This window comes from Desulforapulum autotrophicum HRM2, from assembly GCF_000020365.1.
GTDB classification, from domain to species: Bacteria; Desulfobacterota; Desulfobacteria; order Desulfobacterales; family Desulfobacteraceae; genus Desulforapulum; species Desulforapulum autotrophicum.
Genome location: NC_012108.1, coordinates 5,113,962 through 5,140,218 on the forward strand (window position 1 = coordinate 5,113,962; position 26,257 = coordinate 5,140,218).

25 protein-coding genes are annotated in these 26,257 nt (G+C 51.2%); 7 read left to right on the forward strand and 18 right to left on the reverse strand.

Annotation, left to right across the window (positions count from 1 at the left end):
* Positions 1 to 39: 39 nt before the first annotated feature.
* The 3 genes from dppC to HRM2_RS22440 are packed head-to-tail and all read left to right on the forward strand — an operon-like array spanning position 40 to position 2,903.
* A complete protein-coding gene (dppC, locus tag HRM2_RS22430; RefSeq protein WP_015906318.1) occupies positions 40 to 939 on the forward strand; it encodes a dipeptide ABC transporter permease DppC in 900 nt (299 codons plus the stop codon).
* 22 nt (positions 940 to 961) lie between these two features.
* The gene (locus HRM2_RS22435; RefSeq protein WP_015906319.1) at positions 962 to 1,936 is read left to right on the forward strand and encodes an ABC transporter ATP-binding protein; all 975 of its coding nucleotides are present in this window, start codon (positions 962 to 964) and stop codon (positions 1,934 to 1,936) included.
* Positions 1,926 to 2,903, forward strand: a complete 978-nt coding sequence (locus HRM2_RS22440) for a dipeptide ABC transporter ATP-binding protein (RefSeq protein ID WP_015906320.1) — start codon at positions 1,926 to 1,928, stop codon at positions 2,901 to 2,903. Before HRM2_RS22435 ends, HRM2_RS22440 begins: the two co-directional genes overlap by 11 nt.
* A 259-nt stretch (positions 2,904 to 3,162) precedes the next feature.
* Here HRM2_RS22440 and HRM2_RS22445 read toward each other — a convergent pair whose 3' ends face one another.
* Positions 3,163 to 3,525 carry a CoA-binding protein gene (locus HRM2_RS22445; protein ID WP_015906321.1) on the reverse strand — a complete coding sequence of 121 codons (363 nt, stop codon included), beginning with the start codon at positions 3,523 to 3,525 and terminating at the stop codon, positions 3,163 to 3,165.
* A 501-nt stretch (positions 3,526 to 4,026) separates the two neighbouring features.
* On the opposite strand from HRM2_RS22445, the gene HRM2_RS25650 reads away from it, so the two are divergent.
* The gene (locus tag HRM2_RS25650; protein WP_015906322.1) at positions 4,027 to 4,833 is read left to right on the forward strand and encodes a class I SAM-dependent methyltransferase; all 807 of its coding nucleotides are present in this window, start codon (positions 4,027 to 4,029) and stop codon (positions 4,831 to 4,833) included.
* Positions 4,834 to 4,856: 23 nt separating this feature from the next.
* Here HRM2_RS25650 and HRM2_RS22455 read toward each other — a convergent pair whose 3' ends face one another.
* Positions 4,857 to 7,475 carry a S8 family serine peptidase gene (locus tag HRM2_RS22455; RefSeq protein WP_015906323.1) on the reverse strand — a complete coding sequence of 873 codons (2,619 nt, stop codon included), beginning with the start codon at positions 7,473 to 7,475 and terminating at the stop codon, positions 4,857 to 4,859.
* Positions 7,476 to 7,633: 158 nt separating this feature from the next.
* Here HRM2_RS22455 and HRM2_RS22460 point away from each other — a divergent pair, with 158 nt between their 5' ends.
* The 3 genes from HRM2_RS22460 (at position 7,634) to hisD (ending at position 10,709) form a co-directional block, all read left to right on the forward strand.
* Positions 7,634 to 8,599, forward strand: a complete 966-nt coding sequence (locus HRM2_RS22460; protein WP_015906324.1) for a class I SAM-dependent methyltransferase — start codon at positions 7,634 to 7,636, stop codon at positions 8,597 to 8,599.
* Between the two features lie 104 nt (positions 8,600 to 8,703).
* Positions 8,704 to 9,384: a DUF2959 domain-containing protein gene (locus HRM2_RS22465; RefSeq protein WP_015906325.1), complete on the forward strand. Its 681-nt coding sequence runs from the start codon at positions 8,704 to 8,706 to the stop codon at positions 9,382 to 9,384.
* Between the two features lie 26 nt (positions 9,385 to 9,410).
* Complete coding sequence (hisD, locus tag HRM2_RS22470) at positions 9,411 to 10,709, forward strand: histidinol dehydrogenase (protein ID WP_015906326.1); 1,299 nt, start codon at positions 9,411 to 9,413, stop codon at positions 10,707 to 10,709.
* A 101-nt stretch (positions 10,710 to 10,810) separates the two neighbouring features.
* Here hisD and HRM2_RS22475 read toward each other — a convergent pair whose 3' ends face one another.
* The 16 genes from HRM2_RS22475 to HRM2_RS22545 all read right to left on the reverse strand — a co-directional run bounded on the left by HRM2_RS22475 (position 10,811) and on the right by HRM2_RS22545 (position 26,251).
* Positions 10,811 to 11,029 carry a hypothetical protein gene (locus HRM2_RS22475; RefSeq protein ID WP_041273444.1) on the reverse strand — a complete coding sequence of 73 codons (219 nt, stop codon included), beginning with the start codon at positions 11,027 to 11,029 and terminating at the stop codon, positions 10,811 to 10,813.
* Complete coding sequence (locus HRM2_RS22480) at positions 11,022 to 11,882, reverse strand: metal ABC transporter solute-binding protein, Zn/Mn family (protein ID WP_015906327.1); 861 nt, start codon at positions 11,880 to 11,882, stop codon at positions 11,022 to 11,024. The genes HRM2_RS22475 and HRM2_RS22480 overlap by 8 nt, the downstream gene beginning before the upstream one ends.
* A gap of 142 nt (positions 11,883 to 12,024) precedes the next feature.
* Positions 12,025 to 12,165 (reverse strand): hypothetical protein, encoded by a 141-nt coding sequence (locus HRM2_RS27940; RefSeq protein WP_232364124.1) that lies wholly within the window; start codon positions 12,163 to 12,165, stop codon positions 12,025 to 12,027.
* Between the two features lie 21 nt (positions 12,166 to 12,186).
* A complete protein-coding gene (locus HRM2_RS22485; RefSeq protein WP_015906328.1) occupies positions 12,187 to 13,479 on the reverse strand; it encodes a TRAP transporter large permease in 1,293 nt (430 codons plus the stop codon).
* The gene (locus HRM2_RS22490; RefSeq protein ID WP_015906329.1) at positions 13,479 to 13,952 is read right to left on the reverse strand and encodes a TRAP transporter small permease; all 474 of its coding nucleotides are present in this window, start codon (positions 13,950 to 13,952) and stop codon (positions 13,479 to 13,481) included. Before HRM2_RS22490 ends, HRM2_RS22485 begins: the two co-directional genes overlap by 1 nt.
* A 32-nt stretch (positions 13,953 to 13,984) precedes the next feature.
* Positions 13,985 to 15,055 carry a DctP family TRAP transporter solute-binding subunit gene (locus HRM2_RS22495; protein WP_015906330.1) on the reverse strand — a complete coding sequence of 357 codons (1,071 nt, stop codon included), beginning with the start codon at positions 15,053 to 15,055 and terminating at the stop codon, positions 13,985 to 13,987.
* 323 nt (positions 15,056 to 15,378) lie between these two features.
* Positions 15,379 to 16,692, reverse strand: a complete 1,314-nt coding sequence (locus HRM2_RS22500; protein WP_015906331.1) for an ammonium transporter — start codon at positions 16,690 to 16,692, stop codon at positions 15,379 to 15,381.
* A 67-nt stretch (positions 16,693 to 16,759) separates the two neighbouring features.
* A complete protein-coding gene (locus tag HRM2_RS22505; protein ID WP_015906332.1) occupies positions 16,760 to 17,098 on the reverse strand; it encodes a P-II family nitrogen regulator in 339 nt (112 codons plus the stop codon).
* A gap of 253 nt (positions 17,099 to 17,351) precedes the next feature.
* Positions 17,352 to 18,986: an ABC-F family ATP-binding cassette domain-containing protein gene (locus HRM2_RS22510; RefSeq protein WP_015906333.1), complete on the reverse strand. Its 1,635-nt coding sequence runs from the start codon at positions 18,984 to 18,986 to the stop codon at positions 17,352 to 17,354.
* 8 nt (positions 18,987 to 18,994) lie between these two features.
* Entirely contained in the window at positions 18,995 to 19,807 is an 813-nt protein-coding gene (cbiR, locus tag HRM2_RS22515; protein ID WP_015906334.1) for a cobamide remodeling phosphodiesterase CbiR, read from the reverse strand.
* A 14-nt stretch (positions 19,808 to 19,821) separates the two neighbouring features.
* A complete protein-coding gene (cbiB, locus tag HRM2_RS22520; RefSeq protein ID WP_015906335.1) occupies positions 19,822 to 20,775 on the reverse strand; it encodes an adenosylcobinamide-phosphate synthase CbiB in 954 nt (317 codons plus the stop codon).
* Between the two features lies 1 nt (position 20,776).
* Positions 20,777 to 21,892: an aminotransferase class I/II-fold pyridoxal phosphate-dependent enzyme gene (locus HRM2_RS22525; protein ID WP_015906336.1), complete on the reverse strand. Its 1,116-nt coding sequence runs from the start codon at positions 21,890 to 21,892 to the stop codon at positions 20,777 to 20,779.
* 13 nt (positions 21,893 to 21,905) lie between these two features.
* The gene (gene cobS, locus HRM2_RS22530; protein ID WP_015906337.1) at positions 21,906 to 22,667 is read right to left on the reverse strand and encodes an adenosylcobinamide-GDP ribazoletransferase; all 762 of its coding nucleotides are present in this window, start codon (positions 22,665 to 22,667) and stop codon (positions 21,906 to 21,908) included.
* Positions 22,654 to 24,195 carry a hypothetical protein gene (locus HRM2_RS22535; protein ID WP_015906338.1) on the reverse strand — a complete coding sequence of 514 codons (1,542 nt, stop codon included), beginning with the start codon at positions 24,193 to 24,195 and terminating at the stop codon, positions 22,654 to 22,656. Before HRM2_RS22535 ends, cobS begins: the two co-directional genes overlap by 14 nt.
* A 33-nt stretch (positions 24,196 to 24,228) precedes the next feature.
* Positions 24,229 to 25,179 carry a radical SAM protein gene (locus HRM2_RS22540; RefSeq protein WP_015906339.1) on the reverse strand — a complete coding sequence of 317 codons (951 nt, stop codon included), beginning with the start codon at positions 25,177 to 25,179 and terminating at the stop codon, positions 24,229 to 24,231.
* A 139-nt stretch (positions 25,180 to 25,318) separates the two neighbouring features.
* Positions 25,319 to 26,251 (reverse strand): OmpA/MotB family protein, encoded by a 933-nt coding sequence (locus HRM2_RS22545; RefSeq protein ID WP_015906340.1) that lies wholly within the window; start codon positions 26,249 to 26,251, stop codon positions 25,319 to 25,321.
* Positions 26,252 to 26,257: the final 6 nt, after the last annotated feature.

Consider the following 26,257-nt stretch of genomic DNA (forward strand, 5'->3'; position numbering starts at 1 on the left):
AACATCTGACCATACCCAAACGATTAGGACACAAAAGAGATGAGCCAAACCATTCCAGCAACTGACAACCCGGTGACAATGCCCCACCCCCTCAAGGAGTTCTGGAAATACTTTTCAGAGAACAAGGGTGCTGTTGTGGGCCTCTATTTCATCGTTCTTGCCATTTTAACGGCTGTTTTTGCCAATGTCCTTGCCCCCCACAACCCCTTTGACCAGTTCCGAGACGCCATTCTCCAGCCCCCCTGCTGGATGGACGGGGGAAGCCTGAAATTCATCCTGGGAACCGATGATGTGGGCCGCTGCATCCTCTCCCGCCTTATCCACGGGGCAAGGCTGAGCCTGTTTGTGGGCTGCATCGTTGTGACCATTTCCCTTGCCACCGGCATTGTCCTTGGCATTACCTCGGGCTATTTTGGCGGATATTACGAGGTCTGTATCATGCGGCTCATGGACATCATGCTGGCCCTTCCAAGCCTGCTTCTGGCCATGGCCATTGTGGCCATCCTCGGCCCGAGTCTCAGAAACGCCATACTTGCCATTGCCATTGTGGTGCTGCCCCATTATGTCAGGCTCACCCGGGCATCGGTCATGTCGGAAAAAAACCTTGATTACGTCACGGCCTCAAGGATCTGCGGGGCCAGTGCATTTAGAATGATGTTCATCGTCATTTTGCCCAACTGCATGGCGCCGCTCATTGTCCAGGCAACCCTTGGTTTTTCCACGGCCATCCTCGACGCTGCAGCCCTTGGGTTTCTCGGCATGGGGGCCCAGCCGCCCACGCCTGAATGGGGAGCCATGCTGGCCAATGCCCTGCAGTTCATCCAGCGGGCATGGTGGGTGGTCACCTTTCCGGGCCTGACCATTCTTTTAACCGTACTGGCATTCAACCTGGCAGGCGACGGACTCAGGGACGCCATGGACCCGAAAATGAAACGGTAAAACAAGGAAGCAAGAGAGACCTATGGAAACGATCCTGGAAATAAAAAACCTCTCCGTTGATTTTGACGGATTCAAGGCCGTGGACGATGTGGATTTAACGGTGGAGGCCGGAAAGGTTGTCGGCATTGTGGGAGAATCGGGTTCCGGCAAGAGCGTGAGCCAGCTTGCCCTCATGGGTCTCATCCCCTATCCCGGCATCATCAAGGCTGAAACCCTTGCCTTTAAGGGCAATGATCTCCTGGCCATGCCAAAGAAAACACGCCGGAAAATCACGGGCAAGGATATTGCCATGATCTTCCAGGAACCCATGACAAGCCTCAACCCCTGCTTTACCGTTGAGTTCCAGCTCACCGAAGCCCTCAAGGTCCACGAAGGAGGCACCCGCCAGAGCCGCAGGGAACGGGCGGTTGAACTCCTGGACCTGGTGGGAATCCCTGCTCCCAAGGAACGGCTCAAAAGTTTTCCCCACCAGCTCTCAGGCGGCATGAGCCAGCGGGTGATGATCGCCATGGCCATTGCCTGCAACCCCACCCTTCTCATTGCGGACGAACCCACCACCGCCCTTGACGTCACCATACAGGCCCAGATCCTGGATCTGCTCCTCAGTCTCCAGAAAAAGAACAACATGGCCCTTGTTCTCATTACCCATGACATGGCTGTAATTGCCGAAACCGTGGAGGATGTGGTGGTCATGTATGCCGGGCAGGTGGTTGAAAAAAACACCTCGGACAACATCTTTAACCGGCCCCGGCATCCCTATACCGAAGCCCTGTTAAACGCACTTCCCGAAAGAAACGTCCATGCACGAAGGCTTCCCACCATCCCCGGGGTGGTCCCAGGTAAATATGACCGGCCCACCGGCTGTTTGTTCCACCCAAGGTGCAGACATGCCACCCAGCGCTGTGCAGCTGAAATTCCGAAATTAACCCACGAGGGACAATCCGCTTTTCGCTGCCATTTCCCCCTGCTAAACGGAGTACCCCAACATGAAAGATAGGACAGTGGTCACGGCAAAGGACCTGAAACGATACTATACGGTTAAAACTGGCGGGTTCATAAAAAAAAGGGAAACCCTCAAGGCTCTGGATGGGGCCTCGTTCTCCATCAAGGCCGGAAAGACCTTTGCCGTTGTGGGTGAATCCGGGTGCGGCAAATCCACCCTGGCCCGACTGATCACCATGATCGAACGTCCCACGGCCGGATATTTTGAGATCAACGACAGCAATGCCATTCTGAGCACCCCCAAAGAGAGAAAACGGCTGAGAACCCAGGTTCAAATGGTGTTCCAGGACCCCTACGGATCCCTCAACCCAAGGAAAAAAATCGGCACCATCCTGGAGGAACCCCTGAAGATAAACACCCCCTTTTCCGCGTCTGAACGAAAGGACAAGGCCATTGCCATCATGGCCAAGGTGGGATTGAGCCCTGAACAGTACGACCGTTATCCCCACATGTTTTCAGGCGGCCAGCGCCAGAGAATCGCCGTGGCCCGGTCCCTGATGCTCCACCCTTCGATTGTTGTTGCGGACGAGCCGGTTTCTGCCCTGGACGTATCGGTCCAGGCCCAGGTGCTAAACCTGCTCATGGACCTCCAGGAGGAGATGAACCTGGCCTATCTTTTCATCTCCCACGATCTTTCCGTGGTGCGACTGATCTCGGACGATCTCATGGTGATGTACCTGGGCAGACCTGTTGAACAGGGAGAAAAAGAGTCGATCTTTGAACATCCCCTGCATCCCTACACCATGGCACTACTTGCAGCCACTCCCCAGGTCAATCCCGACACCCGCCGCAAGCAGATAAAGCTCGTCGGTGAACTGCCCTCTCCCCTTGATCCGCCACCGGGCTGCACCTTCCACCGCCGATGCGCCCACATGACAGATCTTTGCAAAAAAGTATCACCAAAGTTGCGGGAACTTGCCGGCCGTCAGGTGGCCTGTCACCATTCTGAAAAGTTCCTGTAATCGGGTCATGTAAACGTTGTAACCCTGTATTCAGGGTCAGACTTTCCTTCATCCCGGGGTCAAAAAAGAGTCCCACGAACGGATTGAAAAGGCAGGGTTCACCTTTCTCTCTGCTGAAAAAATGGTTTCAGCCTTGCTCGCGCCTTGCATCTTGGCAAGTTTGTGAGCATAGCTCCTCTTCGAGCCATCCAAACAAGAGTTTTCAGTCAGGCACTACTTGGTTTGATGGGTTGCACCTTGGGTAATACCAAAGAATCTATCAATATTGATTTGTTTTGAGCAGCACCAGGGTGCAGGCCTCCTGTACTTGAATGCCTGCAGATCTGAGCCGGTCGTATACCGCCGGATTTTCCGTATTTGGGTTAAAAATTACCCGCTTGGGTTTAAGGGCCAAAATGTCTTTGATAATTTTTTCCTGGCGGGGCACCCCCACGTACATGGTCACGGTATCAATAGGATGGGGAATATCCGAAAGGCCCTGGTAAACGGTTTCACCTTCAATGGTTTTATGTTTAAAGGCGATGGGCACAGGGGTGTGTCCGTATTCGTTCAGCATATTTATGGCCTTGTTTGAGTACCTGTCTTTCAAAGGGCTGGCGCCTACAACAGCAACTGTTTCCATTTTTTCTCCTTCACACTCATTTGGTTCTGCGGACGAATATGGTATATTTAATTCCGGTTTCAGCTTGGACATCGGATGAAAATTTTTAAATTTGAGTATAGGTAGCAACCCTGAATTTGTACAGGAAAATACATGGGATTATTTAATCTTCGGTCTTTAACGAGCCCGGCACGGCCGAATCGAGGTATTTGCATTCGGCCACAACGAATATAGAAACACGAGGATACGGGGAAGGCGAGAGTACCATTCCGCCCCCTTTGGTTACCCTGACCGGAACGGTAAACGTCGGGAGGATTTTTGCCCTTCCAGACTAAAGCGCAGGAACTGCGGGCTAAAGTCCTCAAACAGCCTGCGCTTCTTAACGCCTGAAAGGGCAAAAATCCTACCCCCCTTTGGTTTACAATGTTCCAGTCAGGGAAACCAAAGAGGGCTCAAAAGTCGAAACTTTCACAATGATGTTTCGACAGGAGTTTCTTTTACGGAGGAGATCAACGACACGCCATGAAACTTTCGGAAAGGATGATCAAAGCAGGATGGAACATCGTCCTTGGTAGGGACGGCTCGTATACGGTGCATGCATCAAAAGCCCGTAAATGCACATTCTCCACGGACACGGGCCGATGGTCCGTACCCCTGGAAAAGCTGGAGCAGGCCCTGGAAACCGACCTGGAGCAGATCAAGGCAAAAGATCTTTCGCCCATGATCACCGCCTCCAAACTGACGGCGCTTGCCCACACCAAACAGTCGTCCCAGCCGATTCGCCTGCTTTGCAAAGAGGGCCTGGTGATTGACCGAACGGTTCTGCACCTGGGGGTGGGTAGGGAATATGTGGCCCGGGAAGACCTGCTTGCAGCAGGAGCCCGCAAGGTGGCCGACTATGACCCCAACTTTTACCCCGATGAGCAGGTACTGGATGCCGTCTATGACGTGATAGTCGCAAGCTATGTCCTTAACATCCTGCCCCCCGACGAACGCAATGGGGTCTACCGCTGCATTGAACGTTGCCTCAAACCAGGAGGGAAGGCCTACCTCACGGTGCAGGGCGTCTGGCCCGTGGAAAACAAGTATGATATCATTGGAAGGTACAAAGACGGCTACCTGATCAAGACTGGTTGCAACACCACCTTCCGCAAGGGCTATGAATCAGAACACTTCCTGGAGGAAATCCGTCAAAAATTGGGGGGAAAGCCTGCGGTGCTTAAGATGTTTTACAGCAACACCCTCGCCGTCTGGATCAGACCGGCTGTCACAGGGAAGGACGAGCTTGCAGTTCAATCATCTCCTGATCCTGGCAAGCCTTTGTGGTAAACAATAGCTGTAAGGACCATCTTTCATTCTTCAGATTGTAACACTCTCTTTGTCTCCTGTGTCCGTCCCGTGTTTGAAGACAATGCCTGACTGTCTGCAGAAATTACAAAATTGTACCCTGTAAAAAATTCAATCCCTGAGATATCACGGTTCACATGGATCAGGGTCGGAGCGTCAACTGTTTTATATCCTCCGGCCGCTTCCCAGCTCCCAAGAATATATCCGTCATTATCCGGATCATTGCCGGCATATAAGCGGTAGGCACCTGCCGGCAACCCGGTAAACAAGAATGGATATTCACCGTTTTCTGCATTTGCCACAACCTGAAAAACCTGGTCTGTTTCCGTATTTACCATCTGAATATAGTGGGTGCCAAGATCCATACCCGTGGATGCCTGGGATGGTTGATAAACCGTTACCGGTATGGAAAGGGTGTTGGCCGTTGAGGTCAAGGTTATGGTACCTGAATATGAGGTACCTTCGTTCAGCAAGGAGCGGTCCACCGTGACAAGATAGGTGCCAAGATTTGCGGTATCGGTCTGGTCCCTTGTGATGGTAAGCCAGAACAGGCTTGAAACCGGCTCATCCATCCAGAGATCTCCGTCTCCGCCATTGGCAATGGTCAATGTCATGGTGTTGGCAGTGGCACCAAAGTTAATGGCACCCGGGGTTGCCGCAAGAACCGGCGGGTCAAGGGTCTGGACGCCCTGGGCAAGCTCAATGGCGGCAGACAGACATTTCTGGGCATTCACAAGGCCATTGCCATGGAAATCATCCCGTCCCGGAGATCCTGTGTCATCGGTCAGGCGCATCTCTTCAAGAAGGTCAATTACCGTATCCATATCAAGCCCCGGATAAATGGATTTCATAAGGGCAAACACCCCTGCCACATGGGGGACTGCCATGGAGGTTCCCTGCAAAAAGGTATACAGGAACCGGATGCTTTCAGAAGAATCATCACCCCCAGTGCTCAATACCCCGTCAGGAAATCCGTCACCATTGATATCTGTTGAGGTGTCGCCCCCGGGCGCTGAAATGTCAATCCATGATCCATAGTTGGTATACCAGGCAGCCTTTTTTTCAAGGGTAACAGCACCGACTGCGACCACACCCGAATAGGCAGCCGGATAGACCGGCTGGGAGGAGGAATCATTGCCTGCGGCAGCAACCAGTATTGTCCCCATACCCGTCAGGGTGTTGATGATATTCTGTTCTGACTGGGAATAACCTGTGGAGCCAAAACTCATGTTGATAATATCTGCCCGTTGCTGGAGGAAAAGCCCTGAATCGTTTTCAAGACCTGCGGCATACCGCAATGCCTGGACAATATCATAGGAGGTTCCCCCGTCCCGGCCAATAACCCTCAGGGGCATAATCATGGTGTTCCAGGAAATCCCTGCAACTCCCAGGCTGTTGTTTGTGGCGGCGCCAATGGTTCCGGCCACATGGGTACCGTGGAAACTGCTTGTCGTACCGTTACCCTGACCCCCGGGATCATCTGGATCATCGTCAATACCGTCACCGTCCAAACCATTGGCAGGGCTGGAGATAAAGTCATACCCAGGGGTCAGGCGATCGACCATGTCAGGATGATTCAAAAGAACCCCGGTATCCATAACGGCCACAATGACATCGCTGTCCCCGGTGGTCGTTCCCCAGGCATTGGGCAGATTGATGAGGGGGTAGTTCCACTGGCGGACATAATAGGGGTCAGACGGGGTGACCACAGAGGGTTTTCTGATGAAGTTGGGCTCAGCATAGTCCACATCCTCCCTCCTCTTCAATGCTTTCAGCAAGTTCAAGGTTCTGTCTTTTTCCACAAGGGATTCAGAGGCACCCGGAATCAGGGCAGCCGTATCAGATGTTATTTCTTCAACCTGGGATGCAAGACTGCTGATGGAATAAGTGCTGGGACTGTCAAGCCTCAACAGCACAGGGACCACCCCGCCATGGGTCTCCTGAACAGACAGGGAATCAGCCGCATCCGTTGACTGTTTAAAACCAACAATGGCCTCACCCGGCATAAACTTCTGGGATAAAATCATTTGCGAATTTGAAATAGGTACAAGATCATTGCCCAGGGTCAGCACATAGGCAGAGGCGCCACTGTGGGCATAGACCCGAATATAGTAGGTACCTGGAACATTGACCTTGAGGGTCTCAATGCCGACAACGTCCTTTGAGCTGTCAACAATCTCAAAAAGCGCGTTGTAAAGGTAAAGATCCAGGTCATTAATCAAGGAATCGGCAAAGGAAAGGCTTATGATTTCGTTGCCTGTAAAAGAAACAACATAGATGTCCGACCGATCGCCCAGGACAAAGGAGGTGCCCGTGGCCCCCTTTAAGGGTTCATTAACGTATCCACCAAGGGTGGATGGGGAGGATATAGATTGGGCAGTTTCGAATGTATTGTTTTCTTTAACAGAAGAGTTGGGGTCATTGGTATCCGAGTCCATAAGGTTACCCGAAGATATGACAATTTTTCCACCCACGCTAAAAGCAACAGGAGAGGGATTCACAATCGAACCATCTTCAGCACCTTGTTCGGTAGCGCCACCACCGCCCCCGCCACCGCAACTGGCACAAAAAAATAAAAGCAGAAGTATCTGGATGAAACCAGGCAAATGTATTTTTTTAACCATCCCGCTTTTCTCCTTTTAATCCTAGTCGATGGAACACGATATAAATATCAAAAGAGAAAAGCAACAAGAGATTGGCATTGACTTGACTTGTACCCCTGCAAACCGCTATAATTACGATTTTTATGAACAGGTTACAGTGCAGGGGGCAACCGGAAAGCATGGCAGATTCAGCATCAACGGAAAAACAAAAACACCAGGCAGAGATGCTTGCCAACAGGGTAAAAAAACGGTTCAAGCACCTTAGCAAACGGTTTAAGCGGCAAAACATCGAAATTTTCAGACTCTACGACTGGGAAATACCTGAAATCCGGGCAGTTGTCGACTGGTATGCTGGGCACCTTGTAATTGCCGAATACACCCGACAGCACTCGGTTCCCCAATGGCTGCCCATGATGGCAGAGGCTCTTGCCCAGGCCCTTGACGTTCCCATGGAAAACGTCCACCTCAAAGAACGACGGGTGGGCAAAATGGACGGAAAACGGTATGAACGACTCGATCAGACCAATGCCAGAATCGTCATGAACGAGCGGGATTTAAAATTTTTCATCAACCCCTCTGACTATGTGGACACAGGCCTTTTTTCAGACCACAGAAACACCCGCCAGATGGTCAGGCAAATGGCTGCAGGCAAGGATTTTCTGAACCTGTACTGCTACACGGGCTCGTTCTCCTGCTATGCAGCAAAGGGGGGGGCAAGGTCAACCCTGTCCGTGGATCGTTCCGACACGGCCATCTCCTGGGCAGGGGAGAACATGGCACTTAACGGCCTTGGGTCTGAAACCAATGTTTTGGTCCAGGCACCGACCTTTGACTTCTTAAAGCAGGCAGCAGACAACAACCAGACCTTTGACCTTGCCGTTGTGGATCCCCCATCGTTTTCCACATCAAGGGACAACAACGAGGAATTCGACATATCAAGGGACCACCCACAGCTGCTTTTAGCAGTGGTCAAGGTAATGAGACCCGGAGCAACCCTCTTTTTTTCAACCAACCACCAGAATTTTTCTCCCCGCATGGGAACACTCCCTGTACAAGAGACCCTTGAAATAACAGCCAAAACCATTCCAGAAGATTATCAGCACAAGAACAAAACCATCCACCGCTGCTGGAAAATCCTGGTATAACCGGCACGACCGGAGCAAAGTATAACCTCCGGCCACAACAAAATTTGAAACCCCTTCATTGACAATGCTTTGACGAGTGTTTCATATAAGAAAAAGGAGAAATCATGGAGAGACAAGCAAGTCCAGACCATTATCCCTCTATTCCGGCAATCATGCTTGTACTGGTTGTTTGTTCACTGGTCCTTTGCGCGTGCTCTGGCACCTATTATAAGACCATGGAAAAAATAGGGGTCCACAAACGCGATATCCTGGTTGACCGGGTGGAACGGGCCAGGGACTCCCAGGCCGATGCCCAGGAGCAGTTCAAAAGCGCCCTGGAACAGTTCGGGTCAGTGGTCCAGCTCAAAGAGAGTGACCTTAAGGTCGCCTATGACCGGCTCAATTCCGCCTATGAAGAGAGTGACAGGGCTGCAGTCGAAGTAACTGACCGTATCGACAAGGTCGAGGACGTTGCCCAGGCCCTGTTTGATGAATGGAAATCGGAACTTGAGCTTTACCAGAACCCGGAGCTTCGCCGTTCAAGCCAGCAGCAGCTCAACCGGACACGATCCCGTTACCGCTCAATGCTGGCGGTCATGCACAAGGCCGAGAAAAGCATGACCCCTGTGCTTATCACCTTCAGGGACAATGTCCTGTTCCTTAAGCACAACCTCAATGCCCAGGCCATCGGTTCTCTGCAGTATGAGTTCAAATCCCTTGAACAACGCATCAACCGACTGATCCAGGAGATGAATACGGCCATTGAATCATCCAACGCCTTTATAAACGAATTGACAAAGAGCTGAAACCAGAGACCATAGGGAAATATGAGATGAAAATTTACACCTACCCCTCCCCTGAGGGGGAACAACGTATTTGTGACACCCTGAAGCGGGGCCTTGGATTTACCCCTGAAAACCAGAGGGCCGTTGAAGCCTATATCGAAGATGTCAGAACAAGGGGAGACCAGGCCCTGGTCGAATACACCAATCAATTTGACTCTTCCCAGGTGACCCGTGACACCCTGAAGGTCAGCCAGCAGGAGATCGAAGAGGCAAAGACCCTGGTGGATTCTGATTTTTCAAGGGCCCTTGACCGGGCCGTGGACCAACTTGGAACTTTCCACTCAAGGCAACGCCAGAATTCGTGGATCGACACCCCCAGAAACGGGGTCATGGTCGGCCAGATGGTTAACCCTGTGGATGCGGCCGGCATTTATGCCCCCGGGGCAAAGGGCGGAAAAACCCCCCTGGTCAGTTCCGTTCTCATGGGGGGCATTCCTGCCAGGGTGGCAGGCGTAAAATCATGCTGTCTCATGACACCGCCCATGGAAAACGGCAAGATAAACCCCTACATGCTGGTTGCGGCAGACCGGGTGGGAATCAACGCCATCTTTAAGGCCGGAAGCGCCTGGGCCATTGCTGCCCTTGCCTTTGGCACCGAATCCGTGCCCAAGGTGGATGTGATCGTGGGACCAGGTAACATCTTTGTCACCCTGGCCAAAAAAATCGTGTCAGGAATTGTCGGCATTGATATGATAGCGGGTCCGAGCGAGATCCTTATTATTGCAGACAAGGGTGCCAATCCAGACCATATTGCGGCCGACCTTCTTTCCCAGGCCGAGCACGACCCCATGGCGTCGGCCATCCTTGTCACCGATTCCATGGAAATGGCAACCCGGACAAAGGCGGCCCTGGAGATCCAGGTCAAAGCCCTGGGCCGCAGACAGATCGCCCAGCGGTCCATTGATGACTTTGGTGCCATCATGAAGGTTCCAGACATTGATACGGCAATCGCCCTTGCCAACCGCCTTGCCCCTGAGCACCTGGAACTCATTGTTGATAACCCCTTTGACCAGGTGGGAAAGATCAAAAACGCAGGCGCTGTTTTCCTTGGCCCCTACACCCCGGAGCCCATGGGAGATTACATTGCAGGGCCTAACCATGTGCTGCCCACTGCCGGTACGGCCAGGTTCTCATCGGCCCTGGGCGTGGATAATTTCACCAAACGAACCAGCCTGATCAATTATTCAAAGGAGGCCTTTGACCGTGAGGCCCAGGATGTGATGGTCCTGGCCAATATTGAGGGGCTTGGAGCCCATGCAAACTCGGTCCGCATCAGGACAAAATAAAAAACCCCGTTAAAAAGCCGCCAATCCCAAGAATATTTGGAACTGGCGGCTTTTAAATTGCGGTTCCGGCGATTCCTGTTCAAAGGAATTTCAGCCAGGCGTCACTGGTTGCCGAACCCGTTCTGGGCACTGCAGTCAGGGCACTCCCAGGTGATGCCGTTGCAGGTCATACCCCACTGATTTTCGTACATGCAGTCCTGACAGATGGCAAAACCGCACCTGCATGTCCAGCAGAACATGACGGTTTTGCCGCAGCAATGGCACACCTTGCCCTGTTTTTTCCGACGCTTTTCTCTTCTCGTTTTCTGTGCTTCAGTCATGGGTTCCCTGGTTAAATGCTCTTTTTATAGTCTGAGCCATTTCCGTCAAATTGTTGATATAATCCCGGGCCAGAGGATCCAGGGGAATGACCACACCGTTGACGGCCGTTGCGATCTTGTCTGCCGTTCGGGTATCAAACTGGGGCTGGACAAAGATCACCCGTGCCTTTTCGGCCCGGGCCTGTTTGATAAAGTCTGCCAGGGCCCTCCCCTTTGGGGCCTTTCCTTCAACCTCAACGGCCATCTGGATCAGCCCGTACTGGTCTGCAAAATAGCCGAACACGGGGTGAAACACAAAAATGGTTTCACCGGCCACGGGCCCAAGGGCCGTTGCAATGTTCTGGTCAAGGTGGTCAAGATCAGCCTGGAATAGTTGAAGATTGGCCCTGAAATCGTCGGATGATTCCGGAAGTACCTGACAAAGGGCATTGCAAATATTTTCCGCCTGCCGTTTCACAAGAATGGGATTCATCCACACATGGGGGTCTGTTCCGCCACCAGCGAACTGCCTCAATGCAATCCCCTGTGTGGTGTCAACGATGGTCAATCCCTTGATGGCTCCTTTAATCTTGGGCATGAACGACCGCTCAAAGGGCACGCCAATGGTGAAAAAAAGCCCGGCCTCGGCAAGCTTTGCCATCTGGGAGGGGTTGGGGGAATAAATGGCAGGGCTCTTACCCGGCGGCACAAGCACCTCCACTGCCACCCGATCTCCTGCGATACGTTCCACAAAATAGGCCTGGGGTTCAATACTCACGAACACGGTCATGGGTTCCGGTGCCATTGCCTGGACCTGACAGACCATGGTCAGAACCAGGACAAGGGCGTATGGAATAAATCGAAATAAAACCATCTGAATCTCCTTTTTTATTTAAAACACCCGTCAAAGCATTGTCAATGAAGGCGTTTCAAAATTCGTTGAGGCCGGAGCCATAACTCGCTCCGGCCGTGCCGTTTATATAAAACTCGTTTCAACCGGCAGGCGGAAACGGGTGTTACCCTTCTCTCATTCTCGCAGGCCGTCCATGGCCTGCTCCGAGGGAAATGGCAACTCCTTGGACCTCGTATCCACCGTTGCCATTTAATCCGTTCAGAGCAACACCCGTTCCCGCCTGCCTACTATTGTCGAGTTTCATGCTTCGTTTTGGCCATGACGGTTATTGGGGAGTATATAACCCGGCTTTCACGGGAAGGTAAAGGGAAAGCTCTGGAAACAATGAAAGGAGGATCAAAACGATCACATCCATGACGATGAACGGAATGGCCTGACGTGCAATGGAATCAACCGACTCGCCGGTAAGGTTGGCTGCAGTGAAAAGGTTTACGCCCACCGGGGGGGTTGCCTGGCCAATGGCCAGTGCCGAAATAAAGATTACCCCATACCAGAGGGGATCGATCTTAAAGGCAACAAGCACGGGCATGAGAATCGGCATGATCAGATAGGAAATGGAGATGGCATCAAGGACCATGCCAAGGCCAAGGAGCAGAAAGTTGATGAGAACGATCATCACCAGGGCGTTGGGGGAAAGGTGCAGGATCAACGCGGCGGCCCGATCCACAATGCCGATCACCGATGCGGCCCAGGTAAAAATCCCGGCAAACACAACCAGAAACATGATGACGCTGCTGGTGACCGATGCATCCACCAGGAGGTGGAGAAAATCATTCCAGGAAATGGATCGGTAGACGAATACTGCCACGAACAGGCTGTAGAAGACCGCCACCACGGCCGCTTCCGTGGGGGTGAAGATTCCAGAATAGATGCCGCCAAGAACGATGACAGGGGCAAGAAGGGCCCAGATCGACCGGCGAAGGGCTGCAAAAATTTCACCCACGGGCGCCCGCCGGGTATTGCCCCGGTATCCCCGTTTTTTTGAGACCCAAAAGGCAACGATAATGGTTCCGAGACCCGTGAGAATTCCCGGTACGATACCCGCAACAAAGAGCGCGCTCACCGAGACATTTGTGATGTTTCCATAGATGATAAAGGCAATGCTCGGGGGAATAATGATGGAAAGATCGGCTGCATTGGCAATCAGGGCACCGGCAAAGCTTTTATCGTACCCATGGCGAACCATGGGGACAAAAAGAATCAGACCCACTGCAGCCGTGGTGGCAGGGCCGGACCCTGAAAGGGCACCCCAGAACATGCAGGTACACACGGCAACAATGGCAAGGCCACCAGTGGCTTTACCCACCAGCAGTTCAAAGAATTCGGCAATGGTTTTGGCAAGCCCGGCCTTGTCAAGTATGACACCGGCCAGTACAAAAAAAGGAATAGCCAGCAGGGGAAAAGAGGCTATTCCCGATGAAAAGTTCACCCCGAGCATCTCAATGCCAAGATCAAAGGTGTAGATGGTGGCCACGGCCGAGATGCCAAGGGCTGTACCAATGGGAACCCCAAAGAACATGAGGACAAAAAAACTTGCAGCAATGACAAAAATGTCCATCAGAGGCTCTTCTCCACCGGGTTCAGTCGTTTAATGGCATCCCGGTAAATTCCCCGGAACACAAACACCGACAAAAAGGGAACACCGGCATAATAGATCCATACGGGAATGCTCAACGAGGCCGAGGTGGCATGGAAGATGGTCAGTTCATCATGGATGGCCTGGAGCATGAAGAAATCCACCAGAACGAACAGCAGGGCGCTCAGAAAAGCACTTGTCAGAATCACGCACTTCTGCATTCGTTCAGGAAAAAGGTCAAAAAAGGTCACCACCCCCAGCTGCCCCCCCCGCTCAAAGGCGATTCCACAACCCACCACCGTCATCCACACAAACATGTTGATGGTGATCTCCTCGGTGGATGCAATGGAAAAATGGAAAAAATAACGGCTCACCACATTTGCAAAGGCAATGGCTGCCATGGCAAACAAAAGCAGGGCAGCCACCAGATAGTCGATTCTCAACTCTTTTTTCATGTCGTTTCCCTGGCCATCTGAATTAACAGGGGCTACTCACCCATGTCTTTTTTTGCCGTTTCATAAAGGGTTTGACCGATCTTTGGTACCCAGGTTTTATAAACGGATTCAGTTGCCGTCCTGAAAGCCTTTTCAGCTTCAGGGGTAAGGAAATTCACCTCCATGCCCTTGGACTGAAGAAAGCGAATCGGATCCGGAACCTCCATGGTGTAGTTAAACTCATTTTTCAAGATATTGATCGAAATATCGCCGTCAAGCCCAGCCCGGCACAGGGCCTTTTCAAACCGAGCCGCCTGGGTTGCAGCCTCACCAATGGCCTGCTTTATATCCGCGGGAAATTTATTCCACTCCCGGGTACCCCAGTAGACGATCACAGGATCCACCAGATAATTCCAGAACGACACATGGTTGTGGTACTGCCATATCTGCACGGGAATCAACACCCCCACAGGGTTTTCCTGGCCGTCAACCACACCCTGCTGAAAGGCAGTCTGGGCATCACCCCAGTTCATGTTCACAGGATCTGCCCCAAGGGCCCTGAAGGTGTCAATAAAAATGGGACTTCCCACCACCCGGAGTCTCAACCCCTTCATGTCGTCGGGTGTGGTGATGGCCCGTTTGCCGTTGGTCACCTGTCTGAACCCGTTTTCCGCCCAGGCAAGGGGGGTGAGGCCAATCTTATTCATTTTGCCGAACAGCACCTTGCCCGTCTCTCCATACTCAATCTGGTCGAGGCGTTCAAAGTTGTTGATAAAAAAGGGAAGGGAAAAGATGTTCATTTCCGGAATCACCGGGGAAGAGTTGATGGTGGACTCAAAGGCGCAGTCAATGACCCCTTTGGCAACCATCTGGGGGGATTTGAGCTGGGCACCCTTTAACAGAGAACTGCCAAAGTAGGGTTTGATGTTGATTCGGCCCTGGGTTTTTTCCTTGACCAGCTCACTGAATTTTGTGGCACCCATGCCCCAGTAGAAGCTTGGCCCCACGTTGACGGTCATCTTATACTCTCGCTTAAACGTTCCGGCACTTGCCGGAAAGGCAACCATTATTGCAAGCCATGTTGACACAACGGCAATGGTGCCTTTTTTCAGCCACATGTTCATCTATACCCCCCCTTTTTATTAAAATCGTTTTACCTTGTACCCAAGAAATGACAGGCAGACAATCTTAATAAATAGATAAGGCCAGGGATGATGTCAATGGTTTTTTCAGCAATTCTAATCGTGGAAATCAACAGAGGGAGGGCTGTCTGTATTTGCTTGCTGAACATTGAGAAACAAAAATTCCCCGACGTTCCAGGTTCAGCAGGCAGACATCGGCGGCCAATTACAGATACAGCATAATTAGAAATACTGTGGTTTTTTAGACACAGAAAATCAGCAGGGGGCAAAAAGCCCCCTGCCGAATCTATTTAATGATGCCTGGATCAGGCAGTAAAATCAGGGTAGGCGTGTCCACCGTGCTCGGTGAAATCAAGTCCTTCAAGTTCTTCTTCAGGTGTAACTCTCAGACCTATAGTCTTTGAAATCATCTTGAACATGAGAAATGCCAGGGTAAATGTCCAGGCAAAACAGGCCACAATGCCCACCAGCTGAACCATGACGATGGAAAGGGTCACGCCGCCCATGTTAAAGAGACCCGCAGCCAGGGTTCCCCAGGCACCGCATACCCCGTGGACAGACACGGCACCCACCGGATCATCGATCCGAATCTTGTCAAAAAACAGAACCGAGAAAACAACCAGGGCACCAGATATGGCACCGATAATGATGGAACTTGTGGGGGTAACATTGGCGCAGCCGGCCGTGATTCCCACAAGTCCTGCCAGGGCGCCGTTGAGACTCATACCGACATCTGGCTTTCCCATCTTCAACCAGGCGACAATCATGGCAACCACGCAGCCAGTGGCAGCAGAGAGGTTGGTGTTGACAAAGATCATGGCGATGCTCTTATCAGCCGTGGTTGTTGAACCGGGGTTGAATCCAAACCAGCCCAGCCACAGGATGAACACACCCAGGGCCGCAAGGGGGATATTGTGGCCGAGGATCGGCTTGATGCCACCATCTTTGGTGTATTTTCCCATGCGGGGGCCGAGGACAATGGCTCCGGCCAGGGCAGCCCATCCACCCACACTGTGAACCACAGTGGAGCCTGCAAAATCGATGAATCCAAGCCCTTCAAGCCAGCCGGAACCGTTAAAGAGGCTTCCCCAGGCCCAGCTGCCGAAAATGGGGTAAATCACGGCTGAAACAATTAAACTGTAGGCAAGATAACCGGTAAATTTGGTTCGTTCGGCCATGGCACCGGAAACAATGGTGGCAGCTGTTGCGGCAAACACCACCTGGAACATCCAGAAGGCAAGGACCCAGGGATCGCCGTCCGGGGTGAAATCGCTTAAAAAGAAACCCGAGGTGCCAAAGAATCCCGTGGCACTCTTGCCGAACATCAGACCAAACCCAATGGCCCAGAAGGCAAGGCTGCCCACGGAGAAATCCATGAGGTTCTTCATCATAATGTTGATGCTGTTTTTGGCCCTTGTAAATCCGGCCTCGACCATGGCAAAACCTGCCTGCATAAAAAACACAAGGGCTGCGGCCACCATGGTCCACATATAGTTTGCATGGGTCTGGACCAGTTCGATGGCAGCCTTGTTACTTAAGGGTGTCGGCGGTGTATCTTCGGCAAAGGCCGGGGTTAGGTAAAGAATAAAAAGGACTGTGATCATAATTATTTTTTTCATTATTAACTCTCCATGGTGTGATAAATTTACACAAAAAGACATATGCGGATATAAGATGGAATAACCGTTAAAGGGCTTCAGCCCCCTTTTCCCCGGTTCGAATTCGGACGGCATCTTCCACTGGAACGATGAAAATCTTTCCATCTCCGATTTTTCCCGTGGCAGCCGACTTGATAATGGCCGCAACGGCCATTTCCACCAATGCGTCATCCACCACCAGGCTGAGATGAATCTTCGGCACAAAATCAACCTGATATTCAGCACCCCTGTATATCTCGGTGTGTCCCTTCTGACGGCCGAACCCCTTGACCTCGGAAAGCGTCATTCCTGTGATGCCGATCTTGTTGAGCTGTTCTTTTACCTCGTCCAGCTTAAAGGGCTTGATGATCGCTTCAATCTTTTTCATACGCCTTATCTCCTGTTTTTGAGTTTTAATTTATTGTAACAAGAACCCTATATTGCACACATGGTGCCAGGCCCTCATACGAAACCCAAAAAAACGATAACAGGCTGAAATTTAAATTGTTTATATGCTTTTTGATTGAACCAGAAAAAATCTAAACAACAGGAATATTACATTTTTGAAATTAAAAATTACAAAAACTACGTTTTTGCAAACAGAGTCAAGACAAGAAAACCAGAACTTGCGTCCACACAGACTAAACCAAATTGTGAATGCCTGCTGCTTTTGAAAGATAGTAGTCGTAACCGCCGCTATAGGCGGTCATTTTCCCTTGGTCGATCTCAAAGACCCGGTCCACAAGACAACGCAGAAAATACCGGTCATGACTGACCAGAATGAGGGTCCCGGTAAACGACTTCAGAGCCTGGAGCAGAAATTGTCTGGATTGAATATCCAGGTGGTTGGTGGGTTCGTCAAGGATCAGAAAATTGAGTGGCCGACCAAGAAGAGTTGCCAGGACCACCCGACTTTTTTCTCCACCTGAGAGGTGCTGTATCCGCTTTTCCACATCGTCGCCAGAAAAGAGGAAGGCACCGCAAAGATTGCGGATCACCCCGAGTCCGGCCTGGGGCAGGGCTGCTTGAACGGTTTCCAAAACGGTTTTCCCAGATTCAAGGATGTCCATGGCATGCTGACTGAAATAGCCAATGTTGACATTGGCTCCAACTCTTGCGCTGCCGCAGGTGGCAGGGGTCCTGCCTGCAAGGACCTTTAAAAAGGTGGATTTTCCAGCACCGTTGACCCCAACCACGGCTATTTTATCCTGGCGGTTGATCAGCCCTGAAATGTTACTGAATACAGTCTGAGGCTCAGTATCCTGGCCGTTCCAGGTTTTTTCCAGGGACTCCATGACCACAACATCATCCCCCGAACGGGGCGGCTCTGAAAATTCAAAATTGATGGTTCGCTGCTGTTCCGGCAGTTCAATGCGCTCAATTTTTTCAAGCTTTTTAATCCGGGACTGGACCTGGGCCGCATGGGATACCCTGGCCTTGAAACGGGCAATAAAATTCTCCTCCTTGGCAAGCATCTCCTGCTGGCGACGGTGGGTGGCCAGTAGCTGGGCCATCCGGATTTCCCGTTCTCTGACATAGAAATCGTAATTGCCGCCATAGGTGGTGATGGTGGTGTTGGCCACCTCAATGGTACGGTCCACCACCCGGTTCATGAAATCATGGTCATGGCAGGTCATCAAAAGTGCCCCCGTAAAATCACTGACCAGCCAGTTTTCAAGCCAGACAATGGATTCCACGTCCAGGTGGTTGGTGGGCTCATCCAGAAGCAGAAGATTCGGCTGAATGGCAAGGATTTTCGCCAGGGCAATTCGCATTTTCCAACCACCGCTGAAGGTCTCCACGGGTCGGTTGTAGTCACCGGGACCAATGCCCAGGCCTGTGAGGATGGTCTGTGCCCGGGGTTCAAGGTCATAACCACCCCGGTTTTCAAACACCTCAACAGCCTCCCCATATTTTTCCAGCAACGCGTCCATGGCAGTGCCGTCCATGGGCTCTGCCATCAGGATCTCCATTTCTTTCATCTCGTCACCCAGGGCCATCACATCGGCTGCCCCGGACATTACTTCGGCAAGGGCCGAGCAACCGGCCATCTCCCCCACATCCTGGGAAAAATAACCAATCTTTATTTTTTTGGACGAGGCGATCTCCCCGGAATCCACCACCTCTTTGCCCGTAATCAGATTAAAAAGGGTGGTTTTGCCTGAACCATTGGCCCCCACAAGCCCGGTCTTTGTACCGGCCGGAACCTGGAAGCTTGCATCCTTAAATAAAATCCTGGCCCCATGCTGCTTTGATATTTTTGTCAGGTGAATCATCAGATCAGTTAAACCTTTGATTCAGCATAGAAATAACGTTCCATCCACGCAAGGGAATCCTTGAGGTGATCCAGATTAAACACCTCAAGGCTCACCACGCCTGTAAATTTTTTCAACACCTCAAGGGTGGGTTCCACCCGGTCCATGGGTGTTCGGCCAAGGCCCTGGTGATCCTTTGGTTCAACATGGGAAAAGTCAACCCCATGGAAGTGCATCAGTGGAACCCTCTGGCCGTAGCGATCAAACAGCCCTGAGATATCATAGTCGTACCGGATCAGATGGCCGGCATCAATGCACAGGGCCATGGGGGTAGCGTCAAGCACCGGAAACAAAACTTCAGGCGGGAAATCAAGGGTTTCAAGGGAGATCTGGGAGGAATCCGGGATCCTCCGGCCGAGCCGGTCAAGCATCATGATCGCCCGCTCCTGCCAGCGGCGGATGCCATCAACGCCTGCATCCCTGTCTTCAGCTGTAAAATCAAGGTGAAGGGTATGGGTGGTGGGACAAAGTGGCGCAGCAAGGGTGATGACCTTTTCCAGGATATCCAGGGCCTCTTCCTGGTTGGCCTTTAACGGATCGCAAAGGGAAATATCCGTCGGCAGATGGACGTTGTAGGTCACTGAAAGTTCGGCTGAAAGCCTTGCAAGCTCATCTATTTCAGCAGAAGATGGCAGGTATGCCAGGGGTTTGCTCTCAAAGACCAAAAGTTCTATCTCGTCAAACCCCGGGCCCAGCTTTTTCACATTGGGAATGATGTGGTCCGGATAGATAAATGAGGTGGTGCCCAGCCTGAACAACCGGGCTTTTTTTTCGATTGACACGATCTGTTTCTCCGTTAAATTAAAGCGGTTACAAGGGTCGCAACAAGGGTGGAAACCAGGGCTGCCAGAACCATGAGTTCACAGGACCGGGCGATCATCGTTTCGTCGGGGTCCCTGAAATCATTGCCGATAAAGGGTTTTTCAACAAGGATGCCATGGTAAACGTTGGGGCCACCGAATTTTGCACCAAGGGCACCTGCAAAACACGCCTCAGGATAGCCGGCATTGGGACTTTTGTGGCACTGCCCCTCGGCAAGGGCCGTTTTAAAAGCCCGCCGGCCCCTTGGACCTGACAGTATTGCCCCGGCAAGGGAAATCATGGCAATGCTGAGCCTTGCCGGAATATAATTTGCCACGTCATCGATGCGGGCCGCACCCCTTCCAAAAAAAAGATAACGTTCGTTTTTATAGCCGACCATGGAGTCCAGGGTGTTGACCATCTTGTAGGCAACGGCCAGGGGGACCCCACCAATAACGGCAAAAAAAAGCGGAGAAAGAAAACCGTCCACAAAATTTTCCGCCACGGTTTCAATGCTTGCCCTGACCACCCCGGTGCGGTCAAGGGTCTCGGTCTGCCGGCCCACGATCATGGAAACGGCCTTCTGCCCTGCCTTAAGCCCCCGGGTTTCAAGGGCATCCTTCACCTCGGTTGCAGCCGCAACAAGACTTCGGGTGGAGAAACAGAAAAAAAGCAGTACCGTCTGCACCACATCTCCCAGAATCGGATTAAGGGTCATGGCAAGAGCCACCACCAAAAAGGCAGCAATCCAGGTGGAAATGATGAGAAATACGGCAAAGAGAATACCGCCGACAAACTCGTTTTCAATCTGCCTTCGGACAAAGGGCTCCAGTCGTTCAATGGCCCGCCCCATGAAGACTACGGGATGGGGAAGGCTCCTTGGATCACCGATCACAAGGTCCAGAACAAAGGCTGCCGGAATAATGTACCAGTTGATATCAGCAATCATTTCATTTCCCCTCCGGGTTCAAACCGGTGCTGCCTGAAAAATGCTTATTCAGGGCATTGGCAAGGGCCATGTTCGTCTTTCTGCTTTTAAGGGAAAATCGCACGAACCGGTTTGAAAGGCCGTCAAAATTAGTGCAGTCCCGGATGAGAATGTGTTCATCGCCCATGAGGCGGCAAAGGGTCGGAGCATCCATGGGCGGTTCAAGGGCTGCCAGCACAAAATAGGTTTGGGAGGGAAAAATACAGATCCCCGGACAATCGGCAAGACGTGACGCAAACAGCGCCTTTTCCTCGTGCACAAACTCCCGGGTCCTTGCCGTAAACGCCCCTGTTTCAGCACCCTGCCCCAGGAGATGGGTCACGGCAGTCTGGGCCAGGGCGTTCACCGACCATGGCTGGGAATAGTGCATGAAACCTTCGATCACCCGTGGATCAGCGCAGATAAAGCCGGTCCTCAACCCCGGGATCCTGAATATCTTTGACATGGACGAGAGCACGATCAGGTTGGGAAATCGATCGTCCCCCACAAGGGTGATATTTTCCGCATCTTCAACAAAGGGCAGATAGGATTCGTCAACCACAAACCGGATCTCGGGGTAAGCCTGTACAAGGTTAAGAATGGCCTGTTTTTCAACAAGCACCCCGGTGGGGTTGTTGGGGTTGCAGATGACTACCGTGTCAAATCCGCCGGTGGCAAGCATGTTTGACACTGCCTCAAAATCTGGAACAAACAGGTTGTCTACGGTTGCCATGGCATACCCATAGTCGATATTGTGCATGGCACACCCATCCCTGTAGTCAGAATAGGTGGGGCCGAAGATGAGCATCTTTTTCGTTGCCAGGGCCAGGGGAAGGGTATAGAGAAACCAGGTGGTTCCGTTACCCGCCATAACCCGGTTGGCGTCCATGTTGTGACGGTGGGCAAAGGCTGATACCATCCCACCGGCATCGGCCTGGGGAAGGGATCGAATCCTGGCCATGTTGGCGGCAAGGAACGCCTCAAGCCCGGGGGGAGGCCCCAGGGGATTTAAGTTGCTGCTCATGTCAATGATTTCATCAATGGTGCATCCGAGCCGCTGTGCCAGGGCGTTTACATTGCCCCCGTGACCTGTAATCATAACCTATAATCCTTCATAAAATTGCGGTCCCTGCCGCAAGAAATAAAACGGCTTCAGAAACCTCTGTCATTGCCCCCAGCATATCGCCGGTGATGCACCCCATCTTAATCCTGTAAAAAGTAAGGATCAGAAAAACCGTGACGCCAAAGACCAGGGCGATAAAAAGGCCTTTAACACCAAGCAGGAATCCCAGAACAAGCACCGGCACCAAAAATATAAAATCGCGAACAGGCAGTTTTTTTTCAAAGAGATCGTGTCCTGTACCCGTATTTTTTCTCCCATAGTTCAGAAACCGGATACCAAACAGCATGCCTCCCCTTGAAAGGGCAGGCACCATGAACAGGATCACCAGGGAGTCAAAAGGCGTACAGGTTGTTTTAACGGCATAGATCCCCGCCACCTTGACTGAAAGCATGGCAAAGATAGCCACAAGCCCCATCATTCCGGTCCTTGAGTCCTTCATAATCTCCAGGGCACGCTCCCTTGAGCGATGACTGAAAAGCCCATCTGCTGCATCCCCAAGACCATCCAGGTGAAAGGCCCCGGTTACGGCAATCAGAAAAAGCACATCAACAACCGCCACCACAGAATCGGCCCATAGCAGTGAGGCTAAAAAGTCCACCCCGACAAGCAGCCCACCCAGTATCATTCCCACCACGGGAAAACACCGTATCATGCCTGTGGGTGAAAATTCAGCGTTTTTGCCTGCAGGCAGAATGGTGATAAACATAACGGCCGATCTTAAATCCCTTACAAACAGTTTAATTCGTGTCAATGGTAACCTCTTCAATGCGTTTAATGCCGTTCTGGTTAAGCACCAGGCGAAAGCGGCGGTACACGACCCGGCCGTTTCCCGAGTGCTTCATGATCATGTTCACATGGTAGACCCTGTTACCGAAGATCCTCTGACAGCCCTTGCTGTCGCACACATAAATGGGGGTCTTGGAATTGTCCATGCGAGTGAGGAAGCGACTGACGTTGAGCCGCATGATATCCACAATGCTGTTTACCGGATAGTCATGGTGGATGGACCGAAACTGCCGGTTTAAAATTTTTACCTGTTTCCGATAGAGAATGACCTTTTCACCAACCCAGTCGTTTTCAACTTCAGTAATGTGATCCTTGGCCCTGAGTTTTACAATGGTTCGGGGCAGTTTTTCACTTTTTAAAAAGACAAAGCTCTCCCTGCACCACCCCAACTTCTGCTTTGCATTAAAGTAGATCTTTCGTTTGTGGTCAAACAGCCGGGTCCTGAGTTTGGCGCCCAGATAGGTGCGAATAAACTCCTTGATACGATCTTTGAACATGTAGCTGATGACCAGCACCAAAAAAAGGGGGGTGGAAACAGTAGAGTATGCTGCCTGGGCAAAAAAGACGGCCGTGGTGGCAAACATCATGGCAATGCCTGCGGCAAGGGCAAAGGCGATCTGCTCAAGCAACTCACCTTCATGCTTGAATTTTGTCGTTAAGAAAAGCACATTGCCCATGAATTTTTTCAAAACACTTGACCGAAACAAAAACTCTTCGTTGGTCGAGTTTATGCTGGGAATCGAGGGATAGTTGTTTGCCCTTCGATAATCAAGCTCAGTTTTGATCAGGGCTAAAAGCCTTGGATTAAAACTCTCTTTTTCAGAAAAATCGAGCCGGTTAATCACCTGGATGAGATCATAGGTGTAATACTCGATGAGAAGGCTCAGGTACTCGTCACCAAAGAGAAAAACAGAAAAGATCTCTTTGTTTCTGGTTGGGACATTAACCAGGGTTCTCAAGCTTCTGAAGGCCGTGACCGTGGCATTGATGCCTGCCAGGTATTTATCGACCAGGTCTTTGAAATCCTGTTGTCTGAGGCTGGTATTCCTGGAATTAAGGTCATGTTTCTTGCGGGAGATAAATTGCACATGATCCCGGACGGCACTCTTGAAGATACAGCAGAACATCTTGAGCTGGTACTCATAATCGGCAAACGATTTCTCATCTTCTCCGGCAGACTCTGTGGCAAAAAGGCCTTCGATTGCGTCCTTGAGTTTTTCCAGGGGGGAATCCTTACCCGCAGCCATGTTGCGGAGAAGCACCACCGGGGTCTGAAGCCTCACATATATCTGAGTACTGTTGTAAAAATCTTCCCGGGTATAGGTATAGCGGTTGATGCCCAGATTGTTGGGGAAGAAAAAGTAGGTCTCCACATCATAGACCTTTGCCCCCTCCTCTCCGGTAAACGGGTAACCCAGCTTGATTTCAAACTGTTTTTTATCGTGGATCTGAATGGTCTCTTCGATCACGCCCGGACCTCTTTCCCCGGCCATTTAAACCGGTCGAAAACAACCTTCAATTTAATTCTACTCTTTGGCAAATTTATTCCGGGCCTGGTAAAACAGTCCCCTCGCCTCTCGTACAGACTCGATCCTGCCAGCCTCTTCAAGAACGGCAAGGTACTTGTTGATCTCGGTGGCATGGGTGCCCAGGATGGCTGCAAGATCCTCCAGGGTGCAGGGCCTTCTAAGGACGGTCTCAAGGATGGCCGACTCCATATCCGTTCGATAGGATTCAATTTTCTTTCGTTTGGGTGCCGCTGCGATTACCTCCACATTAAAGGGCTTGAAAAAAGCCGCTATCTGGTCAAGGGACTCCCGGGTTGAAGCATGGATGTTAGGAACAACACCGGGGCGGTCCAGCGTATTGAGCTGGATAATGTCAGGCTGAATCCGTTCCACAGCAGCCTTAAGGGCCTGAAGCTCTTCAGGGGTGTCGTTATATCCGGGCAGAATAAAAATTTCCAGGGCAAACCTGCCGTGAAATTCTGCCCTGAAGGCGACAAGTCCGTCGATATAGGTGGTTGCATTGATGGAAGGATGGGGCCGGTTGATTCTTCTAAGCGAAGACGGCATTGCGCCATCAAGGGAGGGCATCACAAGGTCCGCCCCAAGAATCGACTTTCTCACCTCCGGATCATTGAGCAGGGTGCCGTTGGTCAGAACGGCGATGGAGACATTGGGTTTTCTTGTCTTTATAAAATCAATCACATCCTTGATGCGCAGGTTGAGGCAGGGTTCGCCGGAACCTGAAAAGGTGATGAAATCAGGATCAGGATGGTTGGAGAAATAATCCTCAAGCTCAGCAAGCACCGCATCCACGGGCACATACTCCTTTCTCTCAACGGTGAGGTCGGTTGTTTTGCCGCACTCGCAATAGATGCAGTCAAGTGAACAGGTTTTATGGGTGACAAGATCAACACCCAGGGAGATTCCCAGGCGCCTGGAAGGTACCGGTCCAAACAGATATTTATACATTTTAAAGCCCTCGATACAGATTAATTTTTTTCAACCCGGATTTCACCTGGGCAAAATTCCGGCAGGATGTTTAATAACATAATTTGAATAATGTTTTAACATTTAATCTGCAAATCAGGACAGTAATAATCTTCGGGGGCTAACCGGTATGTGAAAAATAGACTGTGATTTCAGCACGCCGGTTTAAAGAAGGACTATTTACCTTCATATGGGAACCTTCTGAATATTCCCCCCTGCTGGTGATTTTAAAAATCGAAGGCGGCAAACCATATTTTACAAGACGATTGACAATTGCGGTGGCTCTTCGTGCGCCCAGGTCAATATTGGATATTTTTTTAGATTTAGCCCCATCTGTGACCCCGTTTACGTGGACAAAAACCTCATAGGGTTTGACCAGGGTTGCAATTTTTTCCAGAAAACCCTCATAGGAGCCGATAATTGTTGAACGTCCAGGTGCAAAGAGAATTGGCAGCTGCACTTCAAGACGAAGCCCTGAGTTATTATTTGCCAATTCGACCCAATCACGGATGCCCATGGCATTAATTTTGGTCGTCAACTCTTTTTCAAGATCCAGGGAAACAAGGTCATCCTCAACAAAATCAGTGTTACCGGGTAGTTCCTCCCCGGTTTCAAACAAATTTTTGCTTTGAATCCTCTTTTGCCCCATGGGGATCTCCAGTTTTTTCAGGGTAAGGGTATGGGCCTGGATTTGTTCAAGCAAGCTCTCTCGTTCCTTTATTGCACTGCTTTGCTTTTCCACCATGAGATTCCGTGACTCGATTAATTCCTGGGGGATAGGCCTGTCCTGGGCCTGGATATCAAGAAACTTTAAATCAAGCCATTCCTGGTCCATCTTCAAATTCAAAAGGAACCCATCAATGGCCTCGATTTTTGCCCCATACTCGTCTATTGCGTCGTTGAGATTGTCACGCTTCAGGAGAAGCATCTCTTTTTCCACATCCGGGTTTATCTCAACTGCGGCCATATCGGCAAAGCCATTAAGCGCCCACACCATCAATACCGTCAAAAAAGCTACAGTATAAAACAATGTTTTGGCACCGGATCTGTTCATGATTCC

Bases quoted from the DNA above. Each gene is read 5' to 3' on its own strand.
- dppC (WP_015906318.1), top strand. From the start codon at position 40: ATGAGCCAAACCATTCCAGCAACTGACAACCCGGTGACAATGCCCCAC.
- HRM2_RS22435 (WP_015906319.1), top strand. From the start codon at position 962: ATGGAAACGATCCTGGAAATAAAAAACCTCTCCGTTGATTTTGACGGA.
- HRM2_RS22440 (WP_015906320.1), top strand. From the start codon at position 1,926: ATGAAAGATAGGACAGTGGTCACGGCAAAGGACCTGAAACGATACTAT.
- HRM2_RS22445 (WP_015906321.1), bottom strand. From the start codon at position 3,525: ATGGAAACAGTTGCTGTTGTAGGCGCCAGCCCTTTGAAAGACAGGTAC.
- HRM2_RS25650 (WP_015906322.1), top strand. From the start codon at position 4,027: ATGAAACTTTCGGAAAGGATGATCAAAGCAGGATGGAACATCGTCCTT.
- HRM2_RS22455 (WP_015906323.1), bottom strand. From the start codon at position 7,475: ATGGTTAAAAAAATACATTTGCCTGGTTTCATCCAGATACTTCTGCTT.
- HRM2_RS22460 (WP_015906324.1), top strand. From the start codon at position 7,634: ATGGCAGATTCAGCATCAACGGAAAAACAAAAACACCAGGCAGAGATG.
- HRM2_RS22465 (WP_015906325.1), top strand. From the start codon at position 8,704: ATGGAGAGACAAGCAAGTCCAGACCATTATCCCTCTATTCCGGCAATC.
- hisD (WP_015906326.1), top strand. From the start codon at position 9,411: ATGAAAATTTACACCTACCCCTCCCCTGAGGGGGAACAACGTATTTGT.
- HRM2_RS22475 (WP_041273444.1), bottom strand. From the start codon at position 11,029: ATGACTGAAGCACAGAAAACGAGAAGAGAAAAGCGTCGGAAAAAACAG.
- HRM2_RS22480 (WP_015906327.1), bottom strand. From the start codon at position 11,882: ATGGTTTTATTTCGATTTATTCCATACGCCCTTGTCCTGGTTCTGACC.
- HRM2_RS27940 (WP_232364124.1), bottom strand. From the start codon at position 12,165: ATGAAACTCGACAATAGTAGGCAGGCGGGAACGGGTGTTGCTCTGAAC.
- HRM2_RS22485 (WP_015906328.1), bottom strand. From the start codon at position 13,479: ATGGACATTTTTGTCATTGCTGCAAGTTTTTTTGTCCTCATGTTCTTT.
- HRM2_RS22490 (WP_015906329.1), bottom strand. From the start codon at position 13,952: ATGAAAAAAGAGTTGAGAATCGACTATCTGGTGGCTGCCCTGCTTTTG.
- HRM2_RS22495 (WP_015906330.1), bottom strand. From the start codon at position 15,055: ATGAACATGTGGCTGAAAAAAGGCACCATTGCCGTTGTGTCAACATGG.
- HRM2_RS22500 (WP_015906331.1), bottom strand. From the start codon at position 16,692: ATGAAAAAAATAATTATGATCACAGTCCTTTTTATTCTTTACCTAACC.
- HRM2_RS22505 (WP_015906332.1), bottom strand. From the start codon at position 17,098: ATGAAAAAGATTGAAGCGATCATCAAGCCCTTTAAGCTGGACGAGGTA.
- HRM2_RS22510 (WP_015906333.1), bottom strand. From the start codon at position 18,986: ATGATTCACCTGACAAAAATATCAAAGCAGCATGGGGCCAGGATTTTA.
- cbiB (WP_015906335.1), bottom strand. From the start codon at position 20,775: ATGATTGCTGATATCAACTGGTACATTATTCCGGCAGCCTTTGTTCTG.
- HRM2_RS22525 (WP_015906336.1), bottom strand. From the start codon at position 21,892: ATGATTACAGGTCACGGGGGCAATGTAAACGCCCTGGCACAGCGGCTC.
- HRM2_RS22535 (WP_015906338.1), bottom strand. From the start codon at position 24,195: ATGGCCGGGGAAAGAGGTCCGGGCGTGATCGAAGAGACCATTCAGATC.
- HRM2_RS22540 (WP_015906339.1), bottom strand. From the start codon at position 25,179: ATGTATAAATATCTGTTTGGACCGGTACCTTCCAGGCGCCTGGGAATC.
- HRM2_RS22545 (WP_015906340.1), bottom strand. From the start codon at position 26,251: ATGAACAGATCCGGTGCCAAAACATTGTTTTATACTGTAGCTTTTTTG.